The sequence below is a fragment of the uncultured Campylobacter sp. genome (genome assembly GCF_938039245.1).
GTDB lineage: Bacteria > Campylobacterota > Campylobacteria > Campylobacterales > Campylobacteraceae > Campylobacter_A.
This window is the reverse complement of the sequence record NZ_CALHVN010000012.1, coordinates 1-23,121: the sequence shown is the minus strand read 5'-3', so window position 1 is coordinate 23,121 and position 23,121 is coordinate 1. Positions and strand designations below refer to the sequence as shown.

The following is a 23,121-nucleotide window of genomic DNA, read 5'->3' as shown; positions in this document are numbered from 1 at the left end:
TTACTGACACCCCTCGCACTCGATCGAGCGATCGGCTACGTTGTTTAGTTTTTCGCTATCAGGGCTTTCGGAGCGTAGATAGTAGGTCGATTTTAGTCCCAGCTCCCACGCGAGCGTGTAAATTTCGCTCAGATATCCGCCGCTAGCTTTGTCTAGGCTCATGAAAATATTTAGGCTCTGTCCCTGGTCGATCCACTTTTGGCGGATGGCGCCGGCACGCACGAGTACGCGCTGATCTAGCTCATAGGCAGGCGTGTAGAACTGCCACGTCTCAGGGCTGAGATTTGGCACGACGTTTGGTATCATGCCGCTTAGGTTGTGCTCGAACCACTTGCGCTTATATACGGGCTCGATCGTCTGCGTGGTGCCAACTAGTATGCTGATACTCGATGTCGGCGCAATCGCCATCAGGTAGCCGTTTCGCATGCCGTCTTTTTTGACCTTTTCGCGTAGTTTACTCCAGTCGCAGGCGTTCTCGTCAAATAGCCCGCCTCTATCGTTTAGAAGCGCTTTGGCGTTTGCGTTTGCCGTGTCGATAGGCATCACTCCCCTGCTCCACTTCGAGCCTTCAAAAAGCGGATACACGCCCTTTTCTACCGCCAAATTTGAGCTGGCGTAGATGGCGTTGTAGCTGATATTTTCCATCACGCTATCGATCAGCGCTAGGTGCTCGTAGCTGCCCCATTTCACGCCGCGTTCGGCTAGCATCTGCGCCTCGCCCATAACGCCAAGGCCGATCGAGCGGGAGGCTAGGTTGGTGTGTTTGACCTTTTTGTGCGGGTAGAAATTTAGATCGATGACGTTATCTAGCATGCGTACGGCGATCGGCACGACGCGCTCGATGTCCTCTTTTTTGTTGATTTTGCTTAAATTTATACTCGCGAGGTTGCACACGGCGGTTTTGCCCTCGACGCTTTCTTTTTCGACGATGAAAATTTGCTCGCCGCCGATGCTATCTAGCGCGCTTAGTTTTTTGGCTTTTTTGGTTATGCCGCTATCGACGGTGACGTCTTCTTCTTCGTCAAATAACCGCTCGGAGCCGTTATCAAACGTGATCTTGATCTTGTAATAGTTTGGTTGCGTATTTTGGAAAATTTCGGTGCATAAATTTGAGCTTCTGATTATGCCGTCGTGGTCGTTTGGATTGGCTTTGTTTGCGTTATCTTTAAAGCACAAAAACGGCATGCCCGATTCAAAATAGCTAGTTAAAATTTTCTTCCACAGTTCCTTTGCCATGACGACGTTTTTTTGGATCTTTTCGTCGTTTTCGTATGCTATGTATCGAGCCTCGAACTCATCGCCGTATAGATCGCACAGATCGGCGACCTCTGCCGGGTCAAATAGGCTCCAGCGCGCGTTTTCTTTGACGCGTTTCATGAAAAGGTCGTTTATCCAAAGCGCAGGGAATAGCTCATGCGCTCTACGGCGCTCTTCGCCCGAGTTTTTGCGCAGATCCAGGAAGTCGCTCACGTCCATGTGCCACGGCTCGACGTAGACGGCTATCGCGCCCTTTCTCGTGCCTAGCTGATCGACGGCGACGGCGATGTCGTTCGTGACTTTTAGAAACGGGATGATGCCGCCGGCTGCGTTTTTATGTCCGTCGATGCTACCGCCCATAGCGCGCACCTTGCACCAGTCCCAGCCGATACCGCCGCCAAATTTGCTAAGAAGAGCCATCTCTTTATAGCTATCGAAAATCCCCTCGATATTATCGGGCGTGCTTCCCACGTAGCAAGAGCTTAGCTGATGGCGCGTCGTGCGGGCGTTTGAGAGCGTCGGAGTGGCGAGCATGACTTCAAATTTAGATATGAGGTCGTAAAATTTCTTCGCCCAGCCTTGACAGTCTAGCTCGTTTTGCGCGAGGAACATCGCGATCGCCATAAACATCTGCTGCGGTAGCTCTATCGGCGCACCGCTGCGGTCTTTGATCAGGTAGCGGTCGTATAGCGTCTTGATGCCTAGATATGCAAACTGTAAGTCGCGCTCGGGCCTGATGTAGTCGTTTAGATCGTCCAGGTCGTATTTTTCTTTTAGCCCCGGGATGATACGGCCCGCTTTTTCGCCCTTTTGCAGATAGTCGCGTAGGTGGTTGTAGCCGCTAAAGCCCGTGACCTTGTGATAAAGGTCGTATAAAAACAGCCTCGCCGCGACGAAGGTCCAGTTTGGGCGATCGATGTCGATCTTTTCGACGGCTGTTTTTATGAGGGTTTGCTGTATCTCCTCGGTCGTTATCATATCGCGAAATTGAATTTTCGCATCCACCTCAAGCTCGCTTAGGCTCACGTTTGCTAGCCCCGCAACCGCCTCGCTTGTGTATTTTTTGATCTTGCTTACGTCAAGCTCTTCCGTGCGCCCGTTTCGTTTTAGTACTTTCATTAAATTTCGCCCTGCTTTCCGAATACTCTCGCGAAGATCCCATCCACGTGCCTGGCGTAATACGCATAATCAAAGCACTCTTTTATCTCGACCTCGCCTAGGCTTGCGCGCAGCTCCTCGTCGGCGAGCAAATTTTGCAAAAACAGGCTCTCGCCGTTTTCGTTTATCGCTTTTTTGCCCTCCTGTAGATCAGCCCAAACCTTCATCGCGTTGCGCTGTACGATTTTGTATGCATCCTCGCGCGAAATCCCGCGCTGCGGAAGCTGTAGAAGCACGCGCTGAGAAAAGACGAGTCCGCCCGTTAAATTTAGATTTTTCATCATATTTTCCGGATAAACTACCAAATTTGCGATCAAATTCGTAATGCGCGCGAGCATGAAATCGGCCGTAATGAAAGCATCAGGCAGGATAAATCGCTCGACCGAGCTGTGGCTGATGTCGCGTTCGTGCCAGAGCGCGACGTTTTCGAGCGCAGGCGTCACGTATGAGCGCAGCATCCTGCAAAGGCCGGTGATATTTTCGCTAAGCACGGGATTGCGCTTGTGCGGCATCGCGCTGGAGCCCTTTTGACCTGGACTAAAGTACTCCTCGGCCTCGTAAACTTCCGTCCTTTGGAAGTGACGCACGGCGACGGCGATCTTTTCGCAGGTGGCGGCTAGCACGGCGATCGCGCTGATGACGTGGGCGTAGCGATCGCGCTGGATGACTTGATTTGACGCGGGAGCAGGTTTTAGACCAAGCTCGGCGCAGGTTAGCTCTTCAAACTCTAGCGGCGCGTGAGCGAAGTTTCCCATCGCGCCGCTTAGTTTGCCATAGGCGGCGACCTCTTTGGCGTCTTGTAGCAGCTTTAGCGCGCGCGCCACCTCGTCGTACCACACCGCAAGCACGAGCCCGAAGGTGATCGGCTCGCCGTGGATGCCGTGACTGCGACCGACCATCATCGTGTTTTTGTGCTCCTGCGCTCTGGTTTTGATCGCGCTCATTAGGTCTTTTACGTCCTCGATAATGAGCTCCATGCTACTTTTGATCTGAAGCGCGACGGCGGTGTCGATGCAATCTGAGCTAGTCATGCCGTAGTGCACGAAGCGGCTCTCCTCGCCCAGACTCTCGCTCACGCTCGTTAGAAATGCGATCACGTCGTGCTTGGTCGTCTTTTCGATCTCGTCGATGCGTGCTACGTCAAATTTTGCGTTTTTACAAATTCTCTCGCAGTCCGCATCGCTGATAAAGCCCAGCTTATTCCACGCCTTAACCGCGGCCTTTTCGACCTCCAGCCATGCACCGTATTTTGCCTGCATATCCCACTTTTGCGCCATTTGCTCGCGCGAATATCTCTCTACCATTTTTAGCCTTTTTTATGTGAATTTTTGTATAATTTTTTAAGGAAAGATTATATAAAAACTGGGCTGAAATCGCGGTTAGTATCCGCTAAATTTGCCCTTAAATTTTAGATTTAAAGAGTGAAAATTGCCTTATATTCATAAATTTATCACGCATGCAAAAGGGCAAAAAGCGTATGATATTTTATTGCAAAACGGCTATAAAATGCGCGAAGCCCAGCGCCTAATCGACAAAGGTAGGCTTATCTGCGACGGCGCGGTCGTCAGTGAGAAAAATGCCTTGCTAAGCGGCGAAATTTGTCTGATAGAGTACGAAACGAGTCCGCGCGGACTAAAGCCGATTTTTGAGTGCGATAAATTTGCGGTTTTTGATAAACCTAGCGGCGTGCTCAGTCACCCAAGCGGTAGGCACTGCGAGTACTCGTTAAATGACGAAATTTGGTCGCTCTACGGTCGTGAAGCCTCGGTCGCGCACCGTCTAGACTTCGAAACGAGCGGACTCATCGTCGTGGGTAAAGATAAAAATGCGGTCGTAAATTTGAAAAAACTTTTTGAAAATCGGCAGGTTTATAAAAGCTATGTCGCGCTCGCACACGGCAAAATAAGCGAAAATTTGCGTATCGATGCGAATATGGATCTAGCAAACGACTATGACGACGTGAAAATGCGAATGCGAATTTGCGAGGACGGGAAAAGCGCCGTGACGGAGATTTTGCCGATAGAGTATTTTGCCGATATCGATGCGACTCTGGTGCGAGCCGTACCGCTCACAGGCAGACAGCATCAAATTCGTTTACATTTGTTCCACGTGGAACATAAGATTTTAGGCGAACCGCTCTACGGTCTATCGCGACCGCAAATCGAGAAAATTTTAGATAAAGAGATGAGCGAAAGTGAGCGAATTTTAACGACCGGCGCGCCGAGGTTGCTGCTGCATTCGGATGAAATTAGTTTTAAATTTGACGGCGTAGAGTACAAAATAAAATCCAAATTTGATGCGCAAGAAGAATTTTATAAACTCGTAAAGCACGGATAGATTTTGAACCGATTTGTCAGGCTGTTTTTATTATCAGTGTTTTATTTTCCGTTCGCTAGTTTTATAAAATCTTGCGGCATAAAAACGGTAAATTTTAGATATGCAACATTCGCCAGCGACAGCGTCAAGCACAAAAGATGCCGCAAAATTTAGCTGCGATTAGACACGATATGCTCGCATAAAAAGCTCAAAAGATAAACTAACGTAAATTTCGTTAGTAAATTTGGTCTTGTTAGTTATCGCGCGGTTAAATTTAGACGGCTGGAAACGGGCTTTAGCACCAACCGATTGGATTAAGCGGAAATTTATAGAGAAGAATCACGCAAATTTTATTCAAGGATATTTTTCATGAGTTTTATTAAAAAGACTTTCGGCGGACTTAGCGCGCCTTATTACCTGCGGCAGCTATTTTTCGACTCTATCTTTACGGCTTCGTTTATAGCGCTTATGTATAACGGAGGCGATAAGCGAATTTTTAGCTATATTATCTTTATCGCAAACACCTTTTTGTATCCATATTCTCGCTTTGTTTATGAAAGTATCATAGGCTTCATATTTAGCAAAAACGTCTTTTTTGTAAATGCTCTTTTTCTACTTGTCGCTAAAATCGTGACGATGCTTATTTGTTGGAGTTTTGCTGTTTTTATCGCACCGATTGGGCTTTTATATATATACTTTTATCACACGAAAATAAAACCTTTGACGAGTAAAAATCAATTTGCGCGCGGCGGCCGGGCAAATTTATAGCCAAAGGCTAAAAGCCGAATGCCGTCTCGCCGCTGCCGATTTTTAGGACTTTACCGCCTTGCGTCATCACGCCTAGGCCGTGCTCCATATCCCACGAGCAGCTAAACTCAAAGCCTATTTTCGCGGTTTTGCCACTAAGTAAAATATAGATATTTTGTAGCTCCACAAGCCTGCCAAGCTCGTGAGGCGCGCAGATATTTGGTATAAAATCATTCTTTGTCTTGCTCGGATAGTCGTAAATTTCTTGCCATTTTGGATAATTCTTGAAAATCTCGGTCAGAATTTCGTTTAAAACTTTCTCTTGATTTTGCCTTAAAAAATCAACTGCATTTGAGTGCGTGCGGCTTGGCTCGTATACCTCATCGCCTTTTTTGTTTAGAAATGTGCAATAAAATTTTGCCTCTTGCTCTAAAATTTTACTGAAATGTTCGAGTTCTATCTCAAATCCAAAATCGTCAAATTCATCTTCACCATACTCTTCTTCTATAAATTCAGGCAAAATTTCGGGATTTGCAAGATAATCTTTAAAAAATTTAGCGATGCGTTCGTCTCCGGCAAAGACATGGTCCCTGTCCGCTTCGTAGCTTTTTTGCAGATATTTTATCGCCGCTTCTTTTTGACCGCAGGCTAGACAGCGCTCGCCCCTATAATAGTCCTTCACGTAGGACGGCCAATCTTTTGCCTTATCGCACTTATACATCTCATCGATCCAGCGCAGGACGTTGGCGCAGTCTTTCAGCTCTTCGTATTCGTCTATCATGCGATGCGCGTAGATGTATGCATCGTAGATTTTGTACTTTTCCTTGTCTGCTTCCGCCCATTTTGTTTCTATGAAATTTACGATCTGTGCTTTGGTTATCGTTGATTTTTTAAGTAGCGATTTGCTTAAAAATACGTCGATTTCGTCCATTATTTTTTGCGCGTTCATTGTTACTCCGTTATAAATTTCCTACCGATCTGCCTTACGATCTGAAAATAATCGCCGAATTTTTTCTTGACTTTTTTGAAATTTTTTATCTTATACATATCCTTTTTATCGCGATGACAGAGCATCAAATAGGTCGTAAAGTGTAAAATATCTAAAATTTCAGCACGCAAATTTCTATCTTCTATCTCGGTTTCTAGGCAAATTTTTAGGATTTTCTTAAAAACTTTTTTATCGAAATAGCAAAAATCATAGAGCAAAACGAAAAACGAGTCGTCGTTATTTCTGTCTATTTGCTCTCTTAAAAATGCTATTTCATCGGTTTCGTTCGTCATAAAAAGCCGTCTTTATGATTAGACCGAGCCCCGCAAAAACCACAACGCAGACGAAAACTATCTGGGATATATCAAGTAGCGTCATTTTGCCGTCTTGGCTAGCGTTTTGCCGCTTGTTTGATTGTCGCGCTCTTTTAGCTGACCGCACGCCGCGCTGATGTCAAGACCCTTGCTTTGTCTGATGGTGCAGGTCACGCCGTGATCTCGCAAATATGCCTGAAATGCCTCCATATCGGCCGTGTTCGGGCGTCCGTATTCGCTGCCTTCGTGCGGGTTAAAGTAGATCAAATTTACCTTCGCTTTGATACCGTGCAGTAGCGAAACGAGCTTTTTGGCATCTTTTATACCGTCGTTCATGTCTTTTATGACGAGATACTCAAACATCACTCGCTTGCGCATATCGATCGGAAAGCCCCTCACTGCTTCCATAACGGACTCGATTTTGTAGGCGTTATTTATCGGCATCAGTTTACTGCGGAGCTCGTTAGTAACGGCGTGCAAAGATATCGCTAACAGCACGCCCAGATCCATCTCGCCGAGCTTTTTTATCTGGCTGCCTAACCCGCTCGTACTAACGGTCTGGCGGCGCGGCGCGATAGCTAATCCGTCGTTTTCTTTTAAAATTTTTATAGCTTTACTAACGTTTTCTAGGTTATCTAGCGGCTCGCCCATACCCATATATACGATGTTTACGCGGCGTTCGTATGGGATTTTATTTTCTCTTTTTATCCACAAAATTTGCCCTACGATCTCGCCCGGCGTTAGATTTCTCGTTAGTCCGCTCTTACCCGTTAGGCAAAACGAACAGCCCATGCGGCAGCCTACCTGCGAACTAACGCAGATCGTATAACGAGCGTGACGCGCTACTTCGCCGTTTTCATCGCTGAGCTCCTCTTTCATCGGCAGCAGCACGCTTTCTATCCGTAGCCCGTCTCTAAGCTCAAAAAGATATTTGATCGAGCCGTCGCTACTCTGCTCGAATTTGACGCATTTTAGCGGGTCGAGGTAAAACTCCTGCGCCAAATTTGCGCGCAGATCCTTCGGCAAATTTAGCATCTCGTCAAAACTCGTTGCGTTTTTTTTGTATAGCCACTCGAAAATTTGCTTTGCGCGAAACGGAGGCGAGAGCTGTTCTTTTAGCTCGTCTAATGTAAAATCAAGCAAATTTTTCAAATGATTTCCTTTTGTTTTAGGTATTTTTCGAGCTCTTTTTTGGCTTGCTCGTGGTTTTTTATAAAATCGGCATGTGCGTTTTTGTCGCAAAAATTCGTCGCTACGAATATGCCGTAAGCGGGGATTTGAAATTTTTGCGCGACTTTAAGTACGGCAAAAAATTCCATATTTTCTAAAAAATATCCGTGATCGAAAAGCTTGTGAGCTAAATTTTTATCGGTCGTGATGAAATTTGATGAATTTACCTTGTATGTTCCACGTGGAACAATAGAAGCGATTTCGTTTTTTATCGGCGAATAGCTTTTATTTTCTAGGCTTGAAATCTCGATGTTTGCCGCGGCCGAGCTCTCGTAAATTTCAAAAACTTCGCCATATTTATAAAGTCCTGCCGAGCCTATAAAAATGATTTCTCTCGGCAACGCGTTTAAAATTTTATCCGGATTTTGTGCGGATTTCGTGCTTTGCAAAATAGGCGAATCTATCAAATTTAGCCTTCCGTCAAGCTGCCTATCAGCCGTCAAATTTTGCTCGTATCTGCCGCGACCATCAACCATAGCTCGCTTTTGTAAAAGCGCCGTCAAATTTATGCTCGTATCCACTAGCCCTACGCCCATCGGTAGCGCGAAAGGAAATATCTCGTTTCGTCCCGCTGAAATAATCACACCCTGCCCTTTTGTGCGCTAAATTTGAGCTCAAATTTCATAGCCTAACCTCAATACCGTTTTGTCTGAGGTATGTTTTAAGCGCCCTAATCTCGATCTCTCTAAAGTGAAAAATCGACGCCGCTAGGCATGCGTCAGCGCCTGCTAAAAATGCGTCTTTGAAGTGCTCCATTTTACCCGCGCCGCCGCTTGCGATGACGGGGATATCAAGTGCACTGAAAATACGCGTCAAATTTAACTCAAAGCCGCTTTTAACGCCGTCGCAGTCCATCGACGTAAGTAAAATTTCGCCCGCGCCGCGCTCCTGCGCCTCTTTCGCCCAAGCAAGCGCGTCCCTGCCGGTATCTAGCCTGCCGCCGTTTATAAAAACCCTATAACTCTCGCCCGTCCTCTTCGCGTCGATTGCGACTACGACGCACTGCGAGCCGAATTTATTCGCCGCTTCGTCTATCAAATTTGGATTTTTTATCGCGGCCGAGTTAAGGCTAATCTTGTCGCAACCGACATTTAACAGGCGCGAGATATCGTCGATCGTACGTATGCCGCCGCCCACGGTCAGCGGGATAAAAAGCTCGCGCGCGACCCGCTCTACGACATCCACGATCGTATCGCGCCCCAGATGCGACGCCGTGATGTCGAGGAAGCACAGCTCGTCCGCGCCCTCCTCGTTGTAGCGTTTGGCTATCTCGACCGGATCGCCCGCATCCACAAGACCTACGAAATTTACGCCCTTTACCACTCGTCCGTCTTTGACGTCTAGGCATGGGATTATGCGTTTTGCAAAATGGTTCATCGCTCTTCTTTAGCTAAAATTTGGCTTTATTTTAGCTAAATTTGACTTATCTAATCATTACATAAGATATTTTTGGGTAAAATCGGCGGAAATTTAAGGTAAATTTACGCCGATGCCGCAAACATCGGTGTGCTTTAGGTGGGTGCAGGGAGCTTGCTCCCGCCCGTAAAGAGTGGCTTCGCTACTCTGCGGAGTTAAAATGGAAAATATTAAAGCAAAAAAATGCTTCGGGCAAAATTTTTTACACGACGAAGCGACGCTAAACAAAATCATCCAAGCGATTCCCAAAGATACGCAAAATATCGTTGAAATTGGGCCTGGCTTAGGTGATTTGACATTTAGAATTTTGCGGATTTGCGGCGTAACTAGCTACGAGATAGACACCGAGCTTTTTGCGCTGCTGCAGAAAAAATTCGCAAACGAAATTCAAAACGGACGATTGAAACTTTTTTGCAAAGACGCGCTGGATCAGTGGAGCGAAGACGGCCTAAGTGATGAGCTGTATTTTTTAGCGGCAAACCTGCCCTACTACGTCGCTACAAAGATGATCCTAAATGCGATCGAAGACGAGAAATGTCGCGGCCTGGTCGTGATGATACAAAAGGAAGTCGCGCTCAAATTTAGTGCAAAAAGCGGCGATAGAGATTTTAGCTCTTTGGCGATTTTAGCCTCGCTTCAAGGCGGCTGCGAGCTGCTTTTTGACGTGGATGCGAGCTACTTTAACCCGCCGCCGAAAGTAACTTCCTCGGTTATAAAACTGCAAAAAAGTAAAAATTTAATAGGCGAAACCGGAATATTTGGGAGTAAATTTGAATACGAAAAATTTAAAGCTTACCTCAAAATCGCCTTTAGCGCGCCTAGAAAAACGCTAATGAAAAATTTGAGTTCAAGCTATAAAAAGCCTGAAATAGAGCGAATTTTCAGTCTGCTAAATTTGAGCGCAAATATCCGTCCGCACGAGCTAAATGTCGATCTTTATCTAGAAGTATTTAAAAATTTAAAGGAAGATAATGAACGACAAGAACGAAGAAAAAGCGGTGGTTTCTCAGGGCAAGAGCAATAAAAAACGCAGATTTCGCCCGAGAAATAAAAATAAACAAGAAAATTTAGATCAAAGCGCGCAAAACGGCGAGCAAAAAGCCAGTCAAAGCGTGATAGATAATTTCTTTTTAGAGCCTTTTGACGGCGGCGAACAGCACGCGCAAAACGGCGAACATACTAACGCTAACAAACAAAACGGCAAAAAAAATCGCGGTAAAAATAGCAAACAAAACTCCCAAAACGGCGCGCAAGGCGAAAATAAAAACGCTAACAAGCAAGCCGGTAACGCCGAAAATCAAACAGCAGAAGCTAAGCCTAAAAAACAGAGAAAACCGAAGAAAAATTTACCCGCCAAGCTAAGCGGAAATGAGCAGTGGCAGCAAGATATAGCTAGCGCCATGGAGGCAAACAAAGCCGTCCACGAACTACGCCTCGAGCCGATGAAATACCTAAACTCGACCGATCACAGGATCCGAGTCACGCCTCTTGGCGGACTGGGCGAGATCGGCGGAAATATGACGATATTTGAGACCGACACGAGCGCGATCATCGTGGATATCGGTATGAGCTTTCCTAGCGAGAGTATGCACGGCGTGGATATCCTGATCCCCGACTTTGACTACGTACGTAAGATAAAAGACAAGATAAAAGGCGTCGTCATCACGCACGCACACGAGGATCACATCGGCGCGGTGCCCTACTTTTATAAAGAGTTTAAATTTCCGATTTACGCCACGCCGTTACCGCTTGGTATGATAAATAATAAATTTGAAGAGCACGGACTAAAGCAGGAGCGTTCGCTTTTCCGCTCGGTCGAAAAGCGCAAGCCGTATCTGATAGGGGACTTTGAGGTCGAGTGGATACACATCACGCACTCCATCATCGACGCTAGCGCGCTAGCCATCACGACAAAGGCGGGCACTATTATCCACACTGGCGACTTTAAGATCGACCATACGCCGATCGACGGCTACCCAACAGACCTTGGCAGGCTCGCATACTACGGCGAGCGCGGCGTACTGTGCCTCATGAGCGATAGTACAAACAGCTACCGAGAGGGCTTTACTAAAAGCGAAAGCAGCGTTGGCAAGACCTTTGATGCGATTTTCTCAAAAGCCAAAGGCCGCGTGATAATGAGTACGTTTAGCTCCAACATCCACCGCGTCTATCAGGCGATCGACTGGGGGCTAAAATACAACCGCAAGGTCTGCGTCATCGGCCGCAGCATGGAGCGCAACCTCTACACGGCGATGGAGCTTGGCTATATCAAGCTCGATAAGAAAATTTTTATCGATGCTAACGAGGTCGGTAAATTTAAAGATAACGAAGTGCTGATCGTCACCACCGGCTCTCAGGGCGAGACGATGAGCGCGCTATACCGAATGGCTACCGACGAGCACAAATATATAAAGATAAAGCCGACCGATCAGATCATCATCAGCTCAAAGGCAATCCCTGGCAACGAAAGCAGTGTCTCTACGGTGCTAAATTTCCTCATCAAATCAGGTGCTAGCGTCGCGTATCAGGACTTTAGCGAGATACACGTGAGCGGTCACGCCGCACAGGAGGAGCAAAAACTGATGCTGCGCCTAATAAAGCCTAAATTTTTCCTTCCCGTCCACGGCGAGTACAACCACATCGCAAAGCATAAAGAAACGGCCGTAGCCTGCGGCGTGGACGAGCGAAACATCTATCTGATGAGCGACGGCGATCAGATAGAAATTTGCCAAAAATACATGAAGCGCGCCAAGACGGTAAAAACGGGCAAGGTATTTATCGATAACCAAATCAACAAGCAAATTTCAGACGACGTCGTGATTGACAGGCAAAATTTGGCCGAAGCGGGCGTCGTGATGATCATCGCGCAAATTTCCCGCCACGGCGCTAAGCTCATCAACAAGCCTCGCGTCATCAGCTACGGTCTGGTTGGCGATAAGCAAGACGGCGAGTTTAGAAAAGAGATGGAAGGCGTGCTAGAGCAGTATCTAAGCAACGTCAAAGAGGAGCTTTTGAAAGACGGCAGGATACTTGAAGGCCAGATCCGCCAAGTTATCCGCAAGCATATATTTAGGAAAGTCAAAAAATACCCGACCATCGTGCCGATTATATACCTGATGTAAGGGCGCAAAATGATCGATACAATCAAAATAGCCGCTAACGTGCTAAAAACGGAAGCTAACGAGCTAACGAGGAATGCCGAGATTTTAGACGGCGAATTTGAAAAAGCGGTCGAGGTTTTATACGAAACCAAAGGCAAAGTCGTAGTTACCGGCGTGGGCAAGAGCGGACACGTGGGCGCCAAGATCGCCGCGACGCTTGCTAGTACGGGTACGCCTAGCTTTTTCATGCATCCGACCGAGGCGATGCACGGCGATCTAGGTATGATCGGTAAGGACGACACGCTGCTAGCTATCAGCTTTAGCGGTGAGAGCGAGGAGCTAACCAAAATCCTGCCTCACGTGCAGCGTTTCGGCGTACCGATAGTAGCGATGGCTAGGGATAAATTTAGCACGCTGGGCAAATTTAGCGACGCGTTCGTGAAGCTTGACATTAGCAAGGAGGCCTGCCCGCTGGACGCCGCGCCGACTAGCTCGACGACGCTAACGTTAGCCTTAGGCGATGCGTTAGCCGTTTGTTTGATGAAAAAGCGCGGATTTAAAAAAGAGGATTTTGCAAATTTTCATCCCGGTGGAAGCCTCGGCAAGAGGCTATTTTTAAAGGCAAAAGACGTGATGCGAAGCGAAAATTTACCGATAGTGCGCTGGAATGCGAGCCTAAAGCAGGCGATCGATACTATGACGCACGGCAAACTCGGCACCGTTCTCATCGTGGATAAAGACGGAGTTTTGGACGCTATTTTAAGCGACGGAGACCTTAGACGGGCGCTGATGAGAGAGGACTTTGATCTAAACGATGCCGCGATCAAATACGCGACGCTAAAGCCAAAAGAGCTAAATGATAAAGAGATGTTAGCGATAGATGCGTTAGCGCTCATTGAGCGCTACAAGATCCAGCTACTAGCCGTCGTGGAAAACGGCGTGCCCATAGGCGTTTTGCACATCCATGACCTTGCAAATTTAGGACTATAAAATGCAAAAAAGCAGACTAAACAAATTTATATCGCATAACACTAGTTATTCGCGCAGAGAGGCCGACGAGCTCATAAAGCAGGGTAAAGTTAGCGTAAACGGCCGCGTCGTTAGCGAGCTAGCTACTAGCGTTAGCGATGAGGATAAAGTAAAGATAAACGGCCGAATGGTGAGGCTAAAAAAAGAATTTACCGTGATCGTTTATCACAAACAAAAAGGCGAGCTGGTTAGTAAAAAGGATGACCGCGGACGCAAAACTATCTATGATAGTTTGGACCGACAGTTTGCTAAATTTGTTAGTATCGGGCGACTTGACTACGCTAGCGAGGGGCTACTTTTACTAACAGATGCTCCGGCGATCGCAACTGCGCTGATGAACAGCGACGTAGAGCGCGAATACTATCTAAAGGTAAAAGGCGAGATAACGCCCGAGGTGATAACGGCGATGAACGAGGGTTTTTTTGCCGCGGACGCCACCAAGGGCGCTCATGCTAAAACCGCGATAAAATCGATGGAATTTAAGCCGTTTTTAGACTATAAAATTTTTGGTGCCAGCGGCGGTTTTACAAAGCTAAAAGTTGTGATAAACGAGGGACAAAACCGTGAGCTACGCCGCTTTTTCGGCTATTTTGACCTTGAGGTAATGGATCTAAAACGCGTTAGTTTCGGTCGTGTCGATCTTGGTATGCTAAAGCCCGGCAAATGGCGATACTTTGAAAACGGCGAATATGAAGCGCTGAGGGATTTTTTGAAGGTTAATAACGTTAGATACTAACCTTTTATAAGGCGGGTTACTGTTAGTTATTATCGCGGCCAAAATTAGCCGTGTTTTATTTTGTGGTACTATAAAATCACTTGTTCGTGAATATCAATATCGGTTTTTGAAAAATAACGTTAGCGATATTTTGTCAAATTTCTAAACTAACAAAAACACCTAAAACGCTTTAAAATTATTTATAAAAATTGGCGATACGTGCAAATTTAGCTAGCAAATATAAAATTTTAACCTTTGCTATAACCGGCCATCTTTCTTGTAGCGGTAAAATATTCGTCAAATTTCATACAATGGACTGATTGTTGAGTATTTGCGGCGCGGTAGCAACTGCCCCCCCCCAACATAGTTTAACGCAAGCGCCAAATAACGCTCAAATTTAACCGTTTTTACTTTGGAGAGGAAATTTGCTTCTCGGAGAGTAAAATGGCCAAACAGGCTCTAAAACCTAAATTTTATTCTCCGAGAGTAAAATAAAAATGAGCGGATTTATCAGCGTTTCGCCGCGTGCGGCATAGAGCAAAACGTCCTCGAAATAGTTATCGTTAATGCCGTAAACGTGGTATTCGTACGCGCCGATGCCGTATCCCATCGGAGTGATATCCACGCGCGAGTACCAGGCGTCTTTAGCTGGGATATAGCGGCCTGTATCTTGCGAATACACCCACAGCACGACGTCGTCTTTATTTTTTTGCCGCATGAGCCACGTAAACGAGTTTGAGATGTCGTAGAAAAAGTACGTGTCGCCGTTTGGCATCACCGCCTGAGCTGTGTTATTTAGGTCGCTGATGAGCACCTTGCTTTCAAAACAGAGATATTTGTTTAGCTCGATTTCTAGCGGCTTTTTTTCTACGTTACCGTGGCGAACGACGATCTTGCCCTCGCTAGTATCCACCGAAAACGCGAGCAGCGCCACCACGCCGATGAGTAGCACGGCGGCGAAAATTTGCCTTATCATAGTAAAACTCCTCGCAAAAGGTAGTATTTAGCGACGAAAAAGCTACAAACAAGAGCATTTACGATCAGCCAAAAAGATGAAATTTTGAGCAAATGCTCGTAAGGTTTTTTCACGATTAGCTCGACCAAAAACGCCGATATGCCGTAGAAAATACCCAAAAACAGCGAACCCCAGATGAGGTAGCCGACGTAAAAATACTCGCCCTTTAGCATGCAGTACGGGCATTTGTGATTTGGCTGTTCGTAGACGTAAAGCCCGAAAAAATAAGTAATCGCGTAGTATGCGATAAATAAAAACAGCAGATTGCAAACAAAGCTCGCCATCGTCTGTTTGAGTAAATTTAGCGTCAAAATGACCGCAAAAACGGCGTAGTAAAATATGACCAAATTTAACTTCGTGTAGCCAAACGGCAGTTTTGGCGCCTGAAATACGACCGAGCAGCAAAAGACGGGCACCTTTAACGGTACGTTGCTAAAAAACAAAATCTCATCGGCAAATTCGACCAAAACGCCGATAAAAAGCGCGGTAAAGATGACGTATTTTCGTTTTAAATACGGAAAATTCGTCGCCTTTAAATCAAGCGAATTTATAATGAGCCACAGTCCAAAGCCAAAGATGAGTAGTAGCTTTAGCAGTAGCAAAATACCGCCGAATTCGTTTGATCCGATGACGCCCGCCGAGCACATGGCACCCGGCACTACGTCTGCCAGCTCGTTTAGAGATAGCGCGAAAAATACGAACAAAACGATCTTGCAAACCACGGCAAAAAACAAAATCGTATTTACGAGGTAGTTGCGTTTTTCGAGGTCGTATTGTAAATTTGACGTCGAGTTAAAGTCCCACAACCGCATAATGCGCACGACGAAATACTGCGAAATACCCATTAAAACAATGATTATAAGCTCGATCAGCAAAAACGCGATGACAACGTCGGATAAAAATACGCTCATAGCATCTCTCCGTCTTGCATCCTCACGTAGCCGTCCACGAAGTCCAGATCGTCAAACAAAATGTCGTGCGTGGCGACGACGACGGTCTTTTTTAGCTCTTTGAATTTTTTCAGCATTTCGATGAATATGAGTGAGTTTTGTTTGTCCAAATTTGCCGTCGGTTCGTCGGCTAGTATGACGCTAGGATCCATCGCTAGAGCCCTTGCTATCGCGCATCGCTGCTTCTCGCCGCCGCTTAGCTTTGAGATGATTTGATCTTTTTTGTGCGCGATGTTGGCGAGATTTAGCGCGCGATCGATTTGCGAATTTAGCTCGGCTTTTTTAAGGCTTGTTAGGCTTAGCGGCGCTAGTACGTTTTGATAGACGCTAAGGCCCTCGATAAGGTTAAAGGACTGAAATATAAACCCGACCTCTCTATGTCTAAAATTTGAGCTCATGATGTCTGGTAGCTTTGAGACGTTGCGACCGCTGATCAGCGCTTCGCCGCTGCTTGGTTTGCTAAGCGCGCCGAGTATTCCTAACAGCGTGCTTTTGCCGCTACCGCTGACGCCTTTTAGGATGACTAGGTCGCCGCTTTTTACCGTCAAATTTATATTTTTTAGCGCGTGAAATTCGTTGGGTTTGTTTTGATTGTAAATTTTACAGAGATTTTTTACTTCTATCGCGTTCATTTCACCGCCTCGCTCATGTCGCTAACGGCTATGCGCCACGACGGGATGATGACGAATGCCAAAAACGGAATCACGCTAAAAACGAAGATCAAAAACAGCATGTTAAAGTCGATGATCGGCGTGAAATCGGTAAAATTCGCCACCTCGCTGCCCAAAAATATATCGCGTAAAAACGGCGCGCCGAATAAAAACACGTATAGATACGCTCCCGCGACGCCTAGCAAATAGGCGCTAAAAGAAACGACGATGTTTTGGATAAATTTAAGCGCGATGATATTTCTCGCGCTAAAGCCGATACTGCGCAATATCGCGATCTCCTTTTTCTTCTCGCCGTAAGCGAGCGAAATTTGATTTTTCAGCAGGATAAAAAACGAAACCATCGCCACGACGTAAAGCACCATAAAAATGCCGCCTTTGTAGTAGTAAAGGTGCCTTATCTTGGCTACTGTGTCCTCGATGCTCGTAACCTCGGTGTTTGGATAGACGTTTTGGATCTTTAGAGCTACTTCGCTGATCTCGTTGACGTTTGGCACCTCGATGTAGAGTCTCGTGTATTCGCCCTCTTTTAGGCTTAGCACTTCGCGCGCGGTGGCGGGATTCATATAGATGACGTCGTTTGAGACGATGCCCGTTTCATGCGGCGCGGTTTTGTTAATCTTTATCGGGATCAACTTTTGCTCGGTTAAAAAGTTAAAAACGTCCTCGTAATAAAGTTCCGCCATCTCTTTTTTCACGCCTTCGCCCACGATCATCTCGTTTTCGTCTAAATTTTCGTTGCCGACGATGTGAAACCAAACTCTTTTTTGCGCGAAATAATACTCTCCCTCGACTGCGCCCTCTACGCTAGCTACGCCCGCGATCTTTGAGACGTCGTAGATGTAGCCGTCGTGCATCAAGTCGCGTTTGCCCGCGCGCAGAGCTTCGACGACGACTTCGGGCTTTGAGCGGGTCAAATTCGTAAGGTCGCTTTGGATAGAGCTTGAGACAAAAAGAACCGCACTTAAGATAAACACGATAAAAGCGAATATAAAAAAGCTAAAAGCGTGATCGGCGCGGTCTTTATAGAGCAGCGTAACTGCGTAATCGATAAAATTTTTACTCGGCATAGACAAACTTCCCGTACTCTTTTGAAATAAAATTCGTCGAAATTTGCGCGTCTTTGACGGATTTTTGGATCAAATTTAGCTGAGCTTCCTTGCCCGCTCTATCGTAACCTAGGTAATGCGCCCCGATACAAAGGTAAAGAAGCGCAAAAAAGCCCGCTAAAACGCAGATGAGCCTCACATCAGCCTCTCTACTAAAAGAGTCGTGATCTCGTCAAATTTGACTATCTGCTTGCCGCCGTGGTCTTTGGCGAAGGTCTTAGCGTCCTCTTCGCTGGCAAACGGTATGAGCTCGTTGCCCATAGGTCCGAGTACATTTGAGCCGGTTACGTAGTAGGCGGTTCTAGCGTCGATTTTGTTTAGCTTGTAGTAGTCGCTAACGTAAATTTGATCGTCTTTTTTGCCTTTTTCGAAATAATACTTCATCATGTCCTTGACGCCGTCAAAGTAAAGCTCCTCTTTATCTGTTTTCATCATCGTCGCCCACTGCGGGTTTTTACCGATTAGCATACCGCAAATAGGGCAGCGCGCGCCCTCGGGCGGTCTTATACGCTCGGCTTTTTTCTCTTTGATTAATTTTTGCGTATTTTGCGCCGAATCGACCGCAGTCACAGTTGCAACAAGCATCGTAAGCGCTAAAAATATCTTTAAAATTTTCATCTTTTCTCCTTTTTCTTAAATTTACTTCGCTATGGATTTTAAAAACTCCGCGTTTTCGCACGCTATTTTTAACCCTTTTTCACAGCTTTTGCTAAAAAGCTCTCTTGCTTTGGCGTTGTCGGCTTTGACGCCTTTGCCCTCGGCGTACATTATGGCTAGGTTGTTGCAGCCTTTGTCATAGTTTAGAGCGCAGGATTTTTCGTAAAATTCTTTAGCTTTGACGTAGTCTTGCTCGGTACCTTGGCCGAATGCATACAAAAAGCCTAGGTTGTCGCAGCCGATACCCACGCCGCCCGCGCAGGCCTTTTCATAAAAGGCTTTTGCTTTGACGTAGTCTTTTTCTACGCCCATGCCTTCAAGGTGTAGATAGCCTAGGTTATTGCAGCCCATCATATCGCCGTAGTCGCAGGCTTTGGTATAGAGCGAGATCGCCTTTTTGATATCGGTTTTGACGCCCGCTCCGTTTGCGTAAAGTAGCCCTAGCGAAGTGCAGCCTTCGTTATCTTCGCAGGCTTTTTCGTAGTATGCGGCGGCTTTGGCGAAGTCCTGCGTCGCTCCGCTGCCGCTTTCGTAGATGTAGCCTAGGTTGTTGCAAGCAAGCGCAAATTTGGCGTTACAAGCTTTTTGGTATAAATTTATCGATTTTTCGTAGTTTTTCTCCACGCCGCCAGTACCTTCAAAATACACCACGGCAAGATTATAGCAGCCCGAAGCCTTGTTCTCTTCGCGGCAGGCTTTTTCGTAGATTTCTATGAGCTTTTTATGGTCGCCGCTTTGCTGAGCTTGCATACCCTCCTTTATAAAACCCGCGTTTGCGCTAGCGCATAAAACCGCCGCCGTTAGTAGTTTTTTATACATTTTTCTCCTTTTAAATCGTTTTTACGTCGCGCCCTCTAAAGGCTAGCGCGGTTATCAAAAGCATGCAGCCAAGCGCGATATATACGCTAATATGCACCGGCGGCAAGTCTCCGCTGGCATAAGAGTGCATGCCCGTTAGGTAAAAATTTACGCCGAAATAAGTCATTGCGATCGAAGCGTAAGAAAACACCGATGCGATCAAAAATACGTATAGCGAATTTAGCTTCAGTATAAAGCGCAGATGCAGCGCGATCGCGTAAACCAGGATCGATACGTACGACCACGTCTCCTTGCTATCCCAGCCCCAGTAGCGCCCCCAGCTCTCGTTCGCCCAAACCCCGCCGAAAAAATTTCCAAGCGTCAGTAGGCAAATACCGATAATCAGGCTCGCCTCATCGATCGCCGCGATATATCTGATCTGCTCGTTTAGGCGCGTTTGGTTGGCTTTGTTTTTAAACGCCATGAGTCCTAGCGCGATCAGCCCAAGCACGCAGCCAAGACCCAGAAAACCGTAGCTAGCCGTGATGACAGAAACGTGGATACTGAGCCAGTACGACTTTAGCACCGGCACAAGGTTGGTAATCTGCGGATTTACGAAGCTCATGTGAGCTACCAGCATCACGATGCCCGCTAGCAGAGCAGCCGCCGCAAGCGCAAGCAGCGAACGCCTAAAAAATATCATCCCCGCAAGCATACCAGACCAGCCGATGTAGATCATTGACTCATAGCTATCGCTCCAAGGCGCGTGCCCCGAGACGTACCAGCGTAGCGCCAAGGCCGCCGTATGCACCGCAAAACCTAGCGCAAACGCCGCTAAAATCGCTCGCTCAAGCGGTAAAATCTTTCTAGATAAAAATACCGAAGCAAGCCCCAGCAAAAGCGAGGCAAAGCCCAAAATCCAGTAGAAATAAACGAGCTTTTTAAACACTGAAGCGCGGTTATAAAACACTTCGGCATCAATCCTGCTAACGCTTGGTAAAATTTCGCTCGAGGCCTTTCGCTGGTAGTTTTTTAACTCCGATAGCGCCGCGTCGGCCTTGCTCCAGTCGTTATCCGCGATGCCTTCTTGTAGACCAACAAGATAGTCGTTTAGCGCGCTTTTTACGTCGATGCTTATCCTTTCGTCATTAAAGGCGTCGTTTGGCGAGAGCCACGCGTGCTGCGGGTCGTTCGCCGCCGGGATAGATTTAAAAAACGCGCCCTTAAACGTGAGATAGGCGATGTTTAGCCGCTCGTCGAATTTGATGAGGTCGTTATCAAGCGTGCCTCTTTTGGAGATCGGTTTTCCGTTCGCGGCTTCGACCTGCGCGGCTAGCTTGTACTCGCCGTTTGCATCGAACGCATCCCTAAAGCTCGCGTAATCTCCGCTCAAATTTAGCATTTTTTTGATCTCGCCGTTTTTTATCTTTACGATTTTGATCTCTTGCCACAGCGCGGGATTTAGATTCATCCCAAGCACGATCTGCTCGGCGCTTAGGCCGTAAAGCGAGTCCGTGCCCGAGATTTTATTTACGATTTCGCCGGCTTCCGTGCTAAGCGGCTTTATCCTACCCGCGTAGTCTTGTACGAGAAGCTTTGCAAATTCGCCGTTAGCGTGAGCGGCGGTGTTTGCGGCGAAAGTTTTTAAGATCTCGCTCTGGTTTTGCTCGGCCGCGTTTGCGTTAAAATTTAAAAAACCGAGCGCGATAAATGCCGCAATGAGCGAAAAGCGGCTGTTTTTGATGAAATTTATGAGCTTTAAGAATCGGCTGTTTTTGGTAAAAAAGTTGCCGATGACGCCGACGCAAAGCAAGAAATATCCGACATAGGTAGGAATTTTACCCGGATCGCGGTTAACCTCTAGCACCGTGCCTTGCTCGTCCGCGTCGTAGGATGACTGAAAGAGCTTAAAGCCTTGTAAATTTAGCGGATGATTCATATAAATTTTATATCTCGTTAAAACCTCGCCCGCGTCTGAGAGCGCCTCTACGTCGCTAGAGTAGGAGGACGGGCTTTGCGAGCCTGGATAGCGCTCAAGCTCAAATTTAATAAGCTTTATCGAAAACGGCAAGCTAACTAGCTTTGAGCCCCAAGTTAGCATTATCTCCTCGCCGTCAAAATTTAGCGTGCTAGGCTCGCCCAGCCAGCCTGCGCCGCCGTGGATTTTAGCAGTTTGCTCGCGCTGCCCTTCAAAGCCGGCTTTTACTACGAGAGTGCCTCGCTCGCCCTTTGGCGCGGGTTTATACGAGTCAAATTTGACGGTGAAATTTTTGGAATTTATACTTTGCGTGAAGCTAAAATTATTATCGCCGATTTGGGATAAATTTAGCGGATACTCGAAAAATGCGTCTTTTGTGCGTATTTGCAAAAACGGCTTGACGCTCACCATCTCGTTTTCGCTCTCGCCCTCTCTTACGTGCAATACGCCCTCGGTGCCCAAATACCGCGTCAAAGCCGCGCCGACAAAGATAACGATAAATGCCGCATGAAGGACGAAGGAGCCAAAGCGGCGCCACATTTTGGTTTTTACGATGATAGCGAGCAAGCAAAGCGCGAGCACGCTCATGACGCACTCGTACCAGCGCGCCTCATAGACTAAAATTTTAGCCGTTTGCGTATCGTAAATGCTCTCTAAAAAGGTTGCGACGCCGGCACCCGCGGCGAGGATAAAGAGGAGGCAGAGCGCAAATTTGTAAGAGGTAAAAAATCTAAGTAAATTTACACTCAAATTACTCTCCCGGTTTTCACATTATTATATCGTAAGTTTGCCCTGCGTATAGTATAAACATCCTAAGAAGTAATACTCCGACCACGCTAGCAAGCGCGCTAACGTAGAACGCAAACGGCGAATGCGCAACCCTTTTGCCCAGTGCGAAATTTAAAACTAGCGGTACGCAAAAGCCTACGCCAACGACGCCTAGCCAAAACAGCTGAGCGTAAACGCCTTCGCTAAAGGCGACGCTGGCGGCTTTTTGCACGTCGCTGCCCGTGATGAGCGAGACGAAAATCATACCGATTAGTAAAATTTCCATCGCCAAAACCGGCCATTCGGCGGCGTGCAAGGTTTTTAGATCGCTGCTGTGCGGGTCGGCTTTAAAGAAAAGCGCGGCTATTAGGCTTGATCCCGCGATGCCTGCCGATAAGCCAGACGCCACGAAAAGCGCAGGTAAAACGGCGGTATTAAGGATAGGAAATCTAACTAAAACCGAGATCAAAAAGCCCGTATAGGCGCAGATCGCGACCGCAAAAACAAGCGTAAGCGCAAGAAGTAGCGGGCGAAGCGCGTTTAAAATTTTCATTACGAGCGTGAAAAGCCCTTTTAAAAAGCTAAGATTGCGCGTCAAAAACTCTCTAAGGCACTCTTCAAACGCATAAAGGCAAGCTACGAAGGTAAGCGGGATATAGACGCAAAGCGCCGCCACGCCCACGGACATAACCGAGGTGAAATTATAATTAATCAAAATTTTCCAAAAAAGAAGCGGCCTCTCAAGGTCGGCTACCAGACAAACCATGCCTAGAAGGATCGTTACGAAAGATAGCAACGACGCAGCCTTAAACAGCGGTGTGCTTTGGGTCTGTTTTTTATAAAATTTAACGAGGATCGCGACTATCAAAGCGCCGCCGCTCATACCCGCTAGCAAAAGATAAACCGC

23 protein-coding genes are annotated in these 23,121 nt (G+C 46.8%); 6 read left to right on the top strand and 17 right to left on the bottom strand.

Features of this window, described 5'->3' with window-relative positions; genetic code table 11:
- Positions 1 to 2,376 carry a ribonucleoside-diphosphate reductase subunit alpha gene (locus tag Q0218_RS02210; RefSeq protein WP_297965838.1) on the bottom strand — a complete coding sequence of 792 codons (2,376 nt, stop codon included), beginning with the start codon at positions 2,374 to 2,376 and terminating at the stop codon, positions 1 to 3.
- Positions 2,376 to 3,719 (bottom strand): adenylosuccinate lyase, encoded by a 1,344-nt coding sequence (gene purB / locus Q0218_RS02205; RefSeq protein ID WP_297965836.1) that lies wholly within the window; start codon positions 3,717 to 3,719, stop codon positions 2,376 to 2,378. Before purB ends, Q0218_RS02210 begins: the two co-directional genes overlap by 1 nt.
- Before the next feature lie 124 nt (positions 3,720 to 3,843).
- Between purB and Q0218_RS02200 the strand changes: the two genes are divergently transcribed.
- Both Q0218_RS02200 and Q0218_RS02195 read left to right on the top strand, forming a co-directional pair.
- Entirely contained in the window at positions 3,844 to 4,752 is a 909-nt protein-coding gene (locus Q0218_RS02200; protein ID WP_297965835.1) for an RluA family pseudouridine synthase, read from the top strand.
- A 348-nt stretch (positions 4,753 to 5,100) separates the two neighbouring features.
- A complete protein-coding gene (locus Q0218_RS02195; RefSeq protein ID WP_297965833.1) occupies positions 5,101 to 5,499 on the top strand; it encodes a hypothetical protein in 399 nt (132 codons plus the stop codon).
- A gap of 7 nt (positions 5,500 to 5,506) precedes the next feature.
- Here Q0218_RS02195 and Q0218_RS02190 read toward each other — a convergent pair whose 3' ends face one another.
- Genes Q0218_RS02190 through hisF form a run of 6 tightly spaced genes read right to left on the bottom strand, consistent with a single transcriptional unit; the run spans position 5,507 to position 9,387 of the window.
- Entirely contained in the window at positions 5,507 to 6,427 is a 921-nt protein-coding gene (locus Q0218_RS02190; RefSeq protein ID WP_297965832.1) for a hypothetical protein, read from the bottom strand.
- A gap of 2 nt (positions 6,428 to 6,429) precedes the next feature.
- Positions 6,430 to 6,759, bottom strand: a complete 330-nt coding sequence (locus Q0218_RS02185) for a hypothetical protein (RefSeq protein ID WP_297965830.1) — start codon at positions 6,757 to 6,759, stop codon at positions 6,430 to 6,432.
- A complete protein-coding gene (gene bcsF / locus Q0218_RS02180; protein WP_297965828.1) occupies positions 6,740 to 6,844 on the bottom strand; it encodes a cellulose biosynthesis protein BcsF in 105 nt (34 codons plus the stop codon). The genes Q0218_RS02185 and bcsF overlap by 20 nt, the downstream gene beginning before the upstream one ends.
- Positions 6,841 to 7,932: a 23S rRNA (adenine(2503)-C(2))-methyltransferase RlmN gene (rlmN, locus tag Q0218_RS02175; RefSeq protein WP_297965826.1), complete on the bottom strand. Its 1,092-nt coding sequence runs from the start codon at positions 7,930 to 7,932 to the stop codon at positions 6,841 to 6,843. Before rlmN ends, bcsF begins: the two co-directional genes overlap by 4 nt.
- Positions 7,929 to 8,594 (bottom strand): purine-nucleoside phosphorylase, encoded by a 666-nt coding sequence (locus tag Q0218_RS02170; protein WP_297965824.1) that lies wholly within the window; start codon positions 8,592 to 8,594, stop codon positions 7,929 to 7,931. The genes rlmN and Q0218_RS02170 overlap by 4 nt, the downstream gene beginning before the upstream one ends.
- Positions 8,595 to 8,631: 37 nt before the next feature.
- Positions 8,632 to 9,387 (bottom strand): imidazole glycerol phosphate synthase subunit HisF, encoded by a 756-nt coding sequence (hisF, locus tag Q0218_RS02165; RefSeq protein ID WP_297965822.1) that lies wholly within the window; start codon positions 9,385 to 9,387, stop codon positions 8,632 to 8,634.
- A 199-nt stretch (positions 9,388 to 9,586) separates the two neighbouring features.
- Here hisF and rsmA point away from each other — a divergent pair, with 199 nt between their 5' ends.
- Genes rsmA through Q0218_RS02145 form a run of 4 tightly spaced genes read left to right on the top strand, consistent with a single transcriptional unit; the run spans position 9,587 to position 14,292 of the window.
- Positions 9,587 to 10,450: a 16S rRNA (adenine(1518)-N(6)/adenine(1519)-N(6))-dimethyltransferase RsmA gene (gene rsmA, locus Q0218_RS02160; protein ID WP_297965820.1), complete on the top strand. Its 864-nt coding sequence runs from the start codon at positions 9,587 to 9,589 to the stop codon at positions 10,448 to 10,450.
- Entirely contained in the window at positions 10,398 to 12,548 is a 2,151-nt protein-coding gene (locus Q0218_RS02155; RefSeq protein WP_297965818.1) for a ribonuclease J, read from the top strand. The genes rsmA and Q0218_RS02155 overlap by 53 nt, the downstream gene beginning before the upstream one ends.
- A gap of 9 nt (positions 12,549 to 12,557) precedes the next feature.
- Positions 12,558 to 13,517, top strand: coding sequence for a KpsF/GutQ family sugar-phosphate isomerase (locus tag Q0218_RS02150; protein WP_297965816.1), 960 nt, complete (start codon positions 12,558 to 12,560; stop codon positions 13,515 to 13,517).
- Position 13,518: 1 nt separating this feature from the next.
- On the top strand, positions 13,519 to 14,292 hold the full coding sequence (locus Q0218_RS02145; RefSeq protein WP_297965814.1) for a pseudouridine synthase: 774 nt from the start codon (positions 13,519 to 13,521) through the stop codon (positions 14,290 to 14,292).
- Positions 14,293 to 14,737: 445 nt separating this feature from the next.
- On the opposite strand, the gene Q0218_RS02140 is transcribed toward Q0218_RS02145, so the two are convergent.
- From Q0218_RS02140 to nrfD, 9 genes are all read right to left on the bottom strand, one after another.
- Positions 14,738 to 15,247 carry a hypothetical protein gene (locus Q0218_RS02140; RefSeq protein ID WP_297965813.1) on the bottom strand — a complete coding sequence of 170 codons (510 nt, stop codon included), beginning with the start codon at positions 15,245 to 15,247 and terminating at the stop codon, positions 14,738 to 14,740.
- Positions 15,244 to 16,197, bottom strand: a complete 954-nt coding sequence (locus Q0218_RS02135; RefSeq protein ID WP_297965811.1) for a hypothetical protein — start codon at positions 16,195 to 16,197, stop codon at positions 15,244 to 15,246. Before Q0218_RS02135 ends, Q0218_RS02140 begins: the two co-directional genes overlap by 4 nt.
- Positions 16,194 to 16,868, bottom strand: coding sequence for an ABC transporter ATP-binding protein (locus tag Q0218_RS02130; RefSeq protein WP_297965809.1), 675 nt, complete (start codon positions 16,866 to 16,868; stop codon positions 16,194 to 16,196). The genes Q0218_RS02135 and Q0218_RS02130 overlap by 4 nt, the downstream gene beginning before the upstream one ends.
- Positions 16,865 to 17,974, bottom strand: a complete 1,110-nt coding sequence (locus Q0218_RS02125; RefSeq protein WP_297965807.1) for an FtsX-like permease family protein — start codon at positions 17,972 to 17,974, stop codon at positions 16,865 to 16,867. Before Q0218_RS02125 ends, Q0218_RS02130 begins: the two co-directional genes overlap by 4 nt.
- A complete protein-coding gene (locus Q0218_RS02120) occupies positions 17,964 to 18,152 on the bottom strand; it encodes a hypothetical protein (RefSeq protein ID WP_185898224.1) in 189 nt (62 codons plus the stop codon). The genes Q0218_RS02125 and Q0218_RS02120 overlap by 11 nt, the downstream gene beginning before the upstream one ends.
- On the bottom strand, positions 18,149 to 18,631 hold the full coding sequence (locus tag Q0218_RS02115; protein ID WP_297965804.1) for a nitrous oxide reductase accessory protein NosL: 483 nt from the start codon (positions 18,629 to 18,631) through the stop codon (positions 18,149 to 18,151). The genes Q0218_RS02120 and Q0218_RS02115 overlap by 4 nt, the downstream gene beginning before the upstream one ends.
- A gap of 21 nt (positions 18,632 to 18,652) precedes the next feature.
- Positions 18,653 to 19,489, bottom strand: coding sequence for a tetratricopeptide repeat protein (locus Q0218_RS02110; RefSeq protein WP_297965802.1), 837 nt, complete (start codon positions 19,487 to 19,489; stop codon positions 18,653 to 18,655).
- Positions 19,490 to 19,499: 10 nt separating this feature from the next.
- Positions 19,500 to 22,196, bottom strand: coding sequence for a cytochrome c biogenesis protein CcsA (gene ccsA / locus Q0218_RS02105; RefSeq protein ID WP_297965800.1), 2,697 nt, complete (start codon positions 22,194 to 22,196; stop codon positions 19,500 to 19,502).
- 16 nt (positions 22,197 to 22,212) lie between these two features.
- Positions 22,213 to 23,121, bottom strand: a 909-nt coding sequence (gene nrfD / locus Q0218_RS02100) for an NrfD/PsrC family molybdoenzyme membrane anchor subunit (protein ID WP_297965798.1), incomplete at its 5' end; no start/stop codon positions are given.

Coding starts and splice junctions, on each gene's coding strand:
- Q0218_RS02150 (WP_297965816.1), top strand. CDS start 12,558: ATGATCGATACAATCAAAATAGCCGCTAACGTGCTAAAAACGGAAGCT.
- Q0218_RS02135 (WP_297965811.1), bottom strand. CDS start 16,197: ATGAGCGTATTTTTATCCGACGTTGTCATCGCGTTTTTGCTGATCGAG.
- Q0218_RS02130 (WP_297965809.1), bottom strand. CDS start 16,868: ATGAACGCGATAGAAGTAAAAAATCTCTGTAAAATTTACAATCAAAAC.
- Q0218_RS02140 (WP_297965813.1), bottom strand. CDS start 15,247: ATGATAAGGCAAATTTTCGCCGCCGTGCTACTCATCGGCGTGGTGGCG.
- Q0218_RS02155 (WP_297965818.1), top strand. CDS start 10,398: ATGAACGACAAGAACGAAGAAAAAGCGGTGGTTTCTCAGGGCAAGAGC.
- purB (WP_297965836.1), bottom strand. CDS start 3,719: ATGGTAGAGAGATATTCGCGCGAGCAAATGGCGCAAAAGTGGGATATG.
- Q0218_RS02185 (WP_297965830.1), bottom strand. CDS start 6,759: ATGACGAACGAAACCGATGAAATAGCATTTTTAAGAGAGCAAATAGAC.
- Q0218_RS02115 (WP_297965804.1), bottom strand. CDS start 18,631: ATGAAAATTTTAAAGATATTTTTAGCGCTTACGATGCTTGTTGCAACT.
- Q0218_RS02145 (WP_297965814.1), top strand. CDS start 13,519: ATGCAAAAAAGCAGACTAAACAAATTTATATCGCATAACACTAGTTAT.
- hisF (WP_297965822.1), bottom strand. CDS start 9,387: ATGAACCATTTTGCAAAACGCATAATCCCATGCCTAGACGTCAAAGAC.
- Q0218_RS02125 (WP_297965807.1), bottom strand. CDS start 17,974: ATGCCGAGTAAAAATTTTATCGATTACGCAGTTACGCTGCTCTATAAA.
- bcsF (WP_297965828.1), bottom strand. CDS start 6,844: ATGACGCTACTTGATATATCCCAGATAGTTTTCGTCTGCGTTGTGGTT.
- rsmA (WP_297965820.1), top strand. CDS start 9,587: ATGGAAAATATTAAAGCAAAAAAATGCTTCGGGCAAAATTTTTTACAC.
- Q0218_RS02195 (WP_297965833.1), top strand. CDS start 5,101: ATGAGTTTTATTAAAAAGACTTTCGGCGGACTTAGCGCGCCTTATTAC.
- Q0218_RS02190 (WP_297965832.1), bottom strand. CDS start 6,427: ATGAACGCGCAAAAAATAATGGACGAAATCGACGTATTTTTAAGCAAA.
- Q0218_RS02210 (WP_297965838.1), bottom strand. CDS start 2,376: ATGAAAGTACTAAAACGAAACGGGCGCACGGAAGAGCTTGACGTAAGC.
- Q0218_RS02110 (WP_297965802.1), bottom strand. CDS start 19,489: ATGTATAAAAAACTACTAACGGCGGCGGTTTTATGCGCTAGCGCAAAC.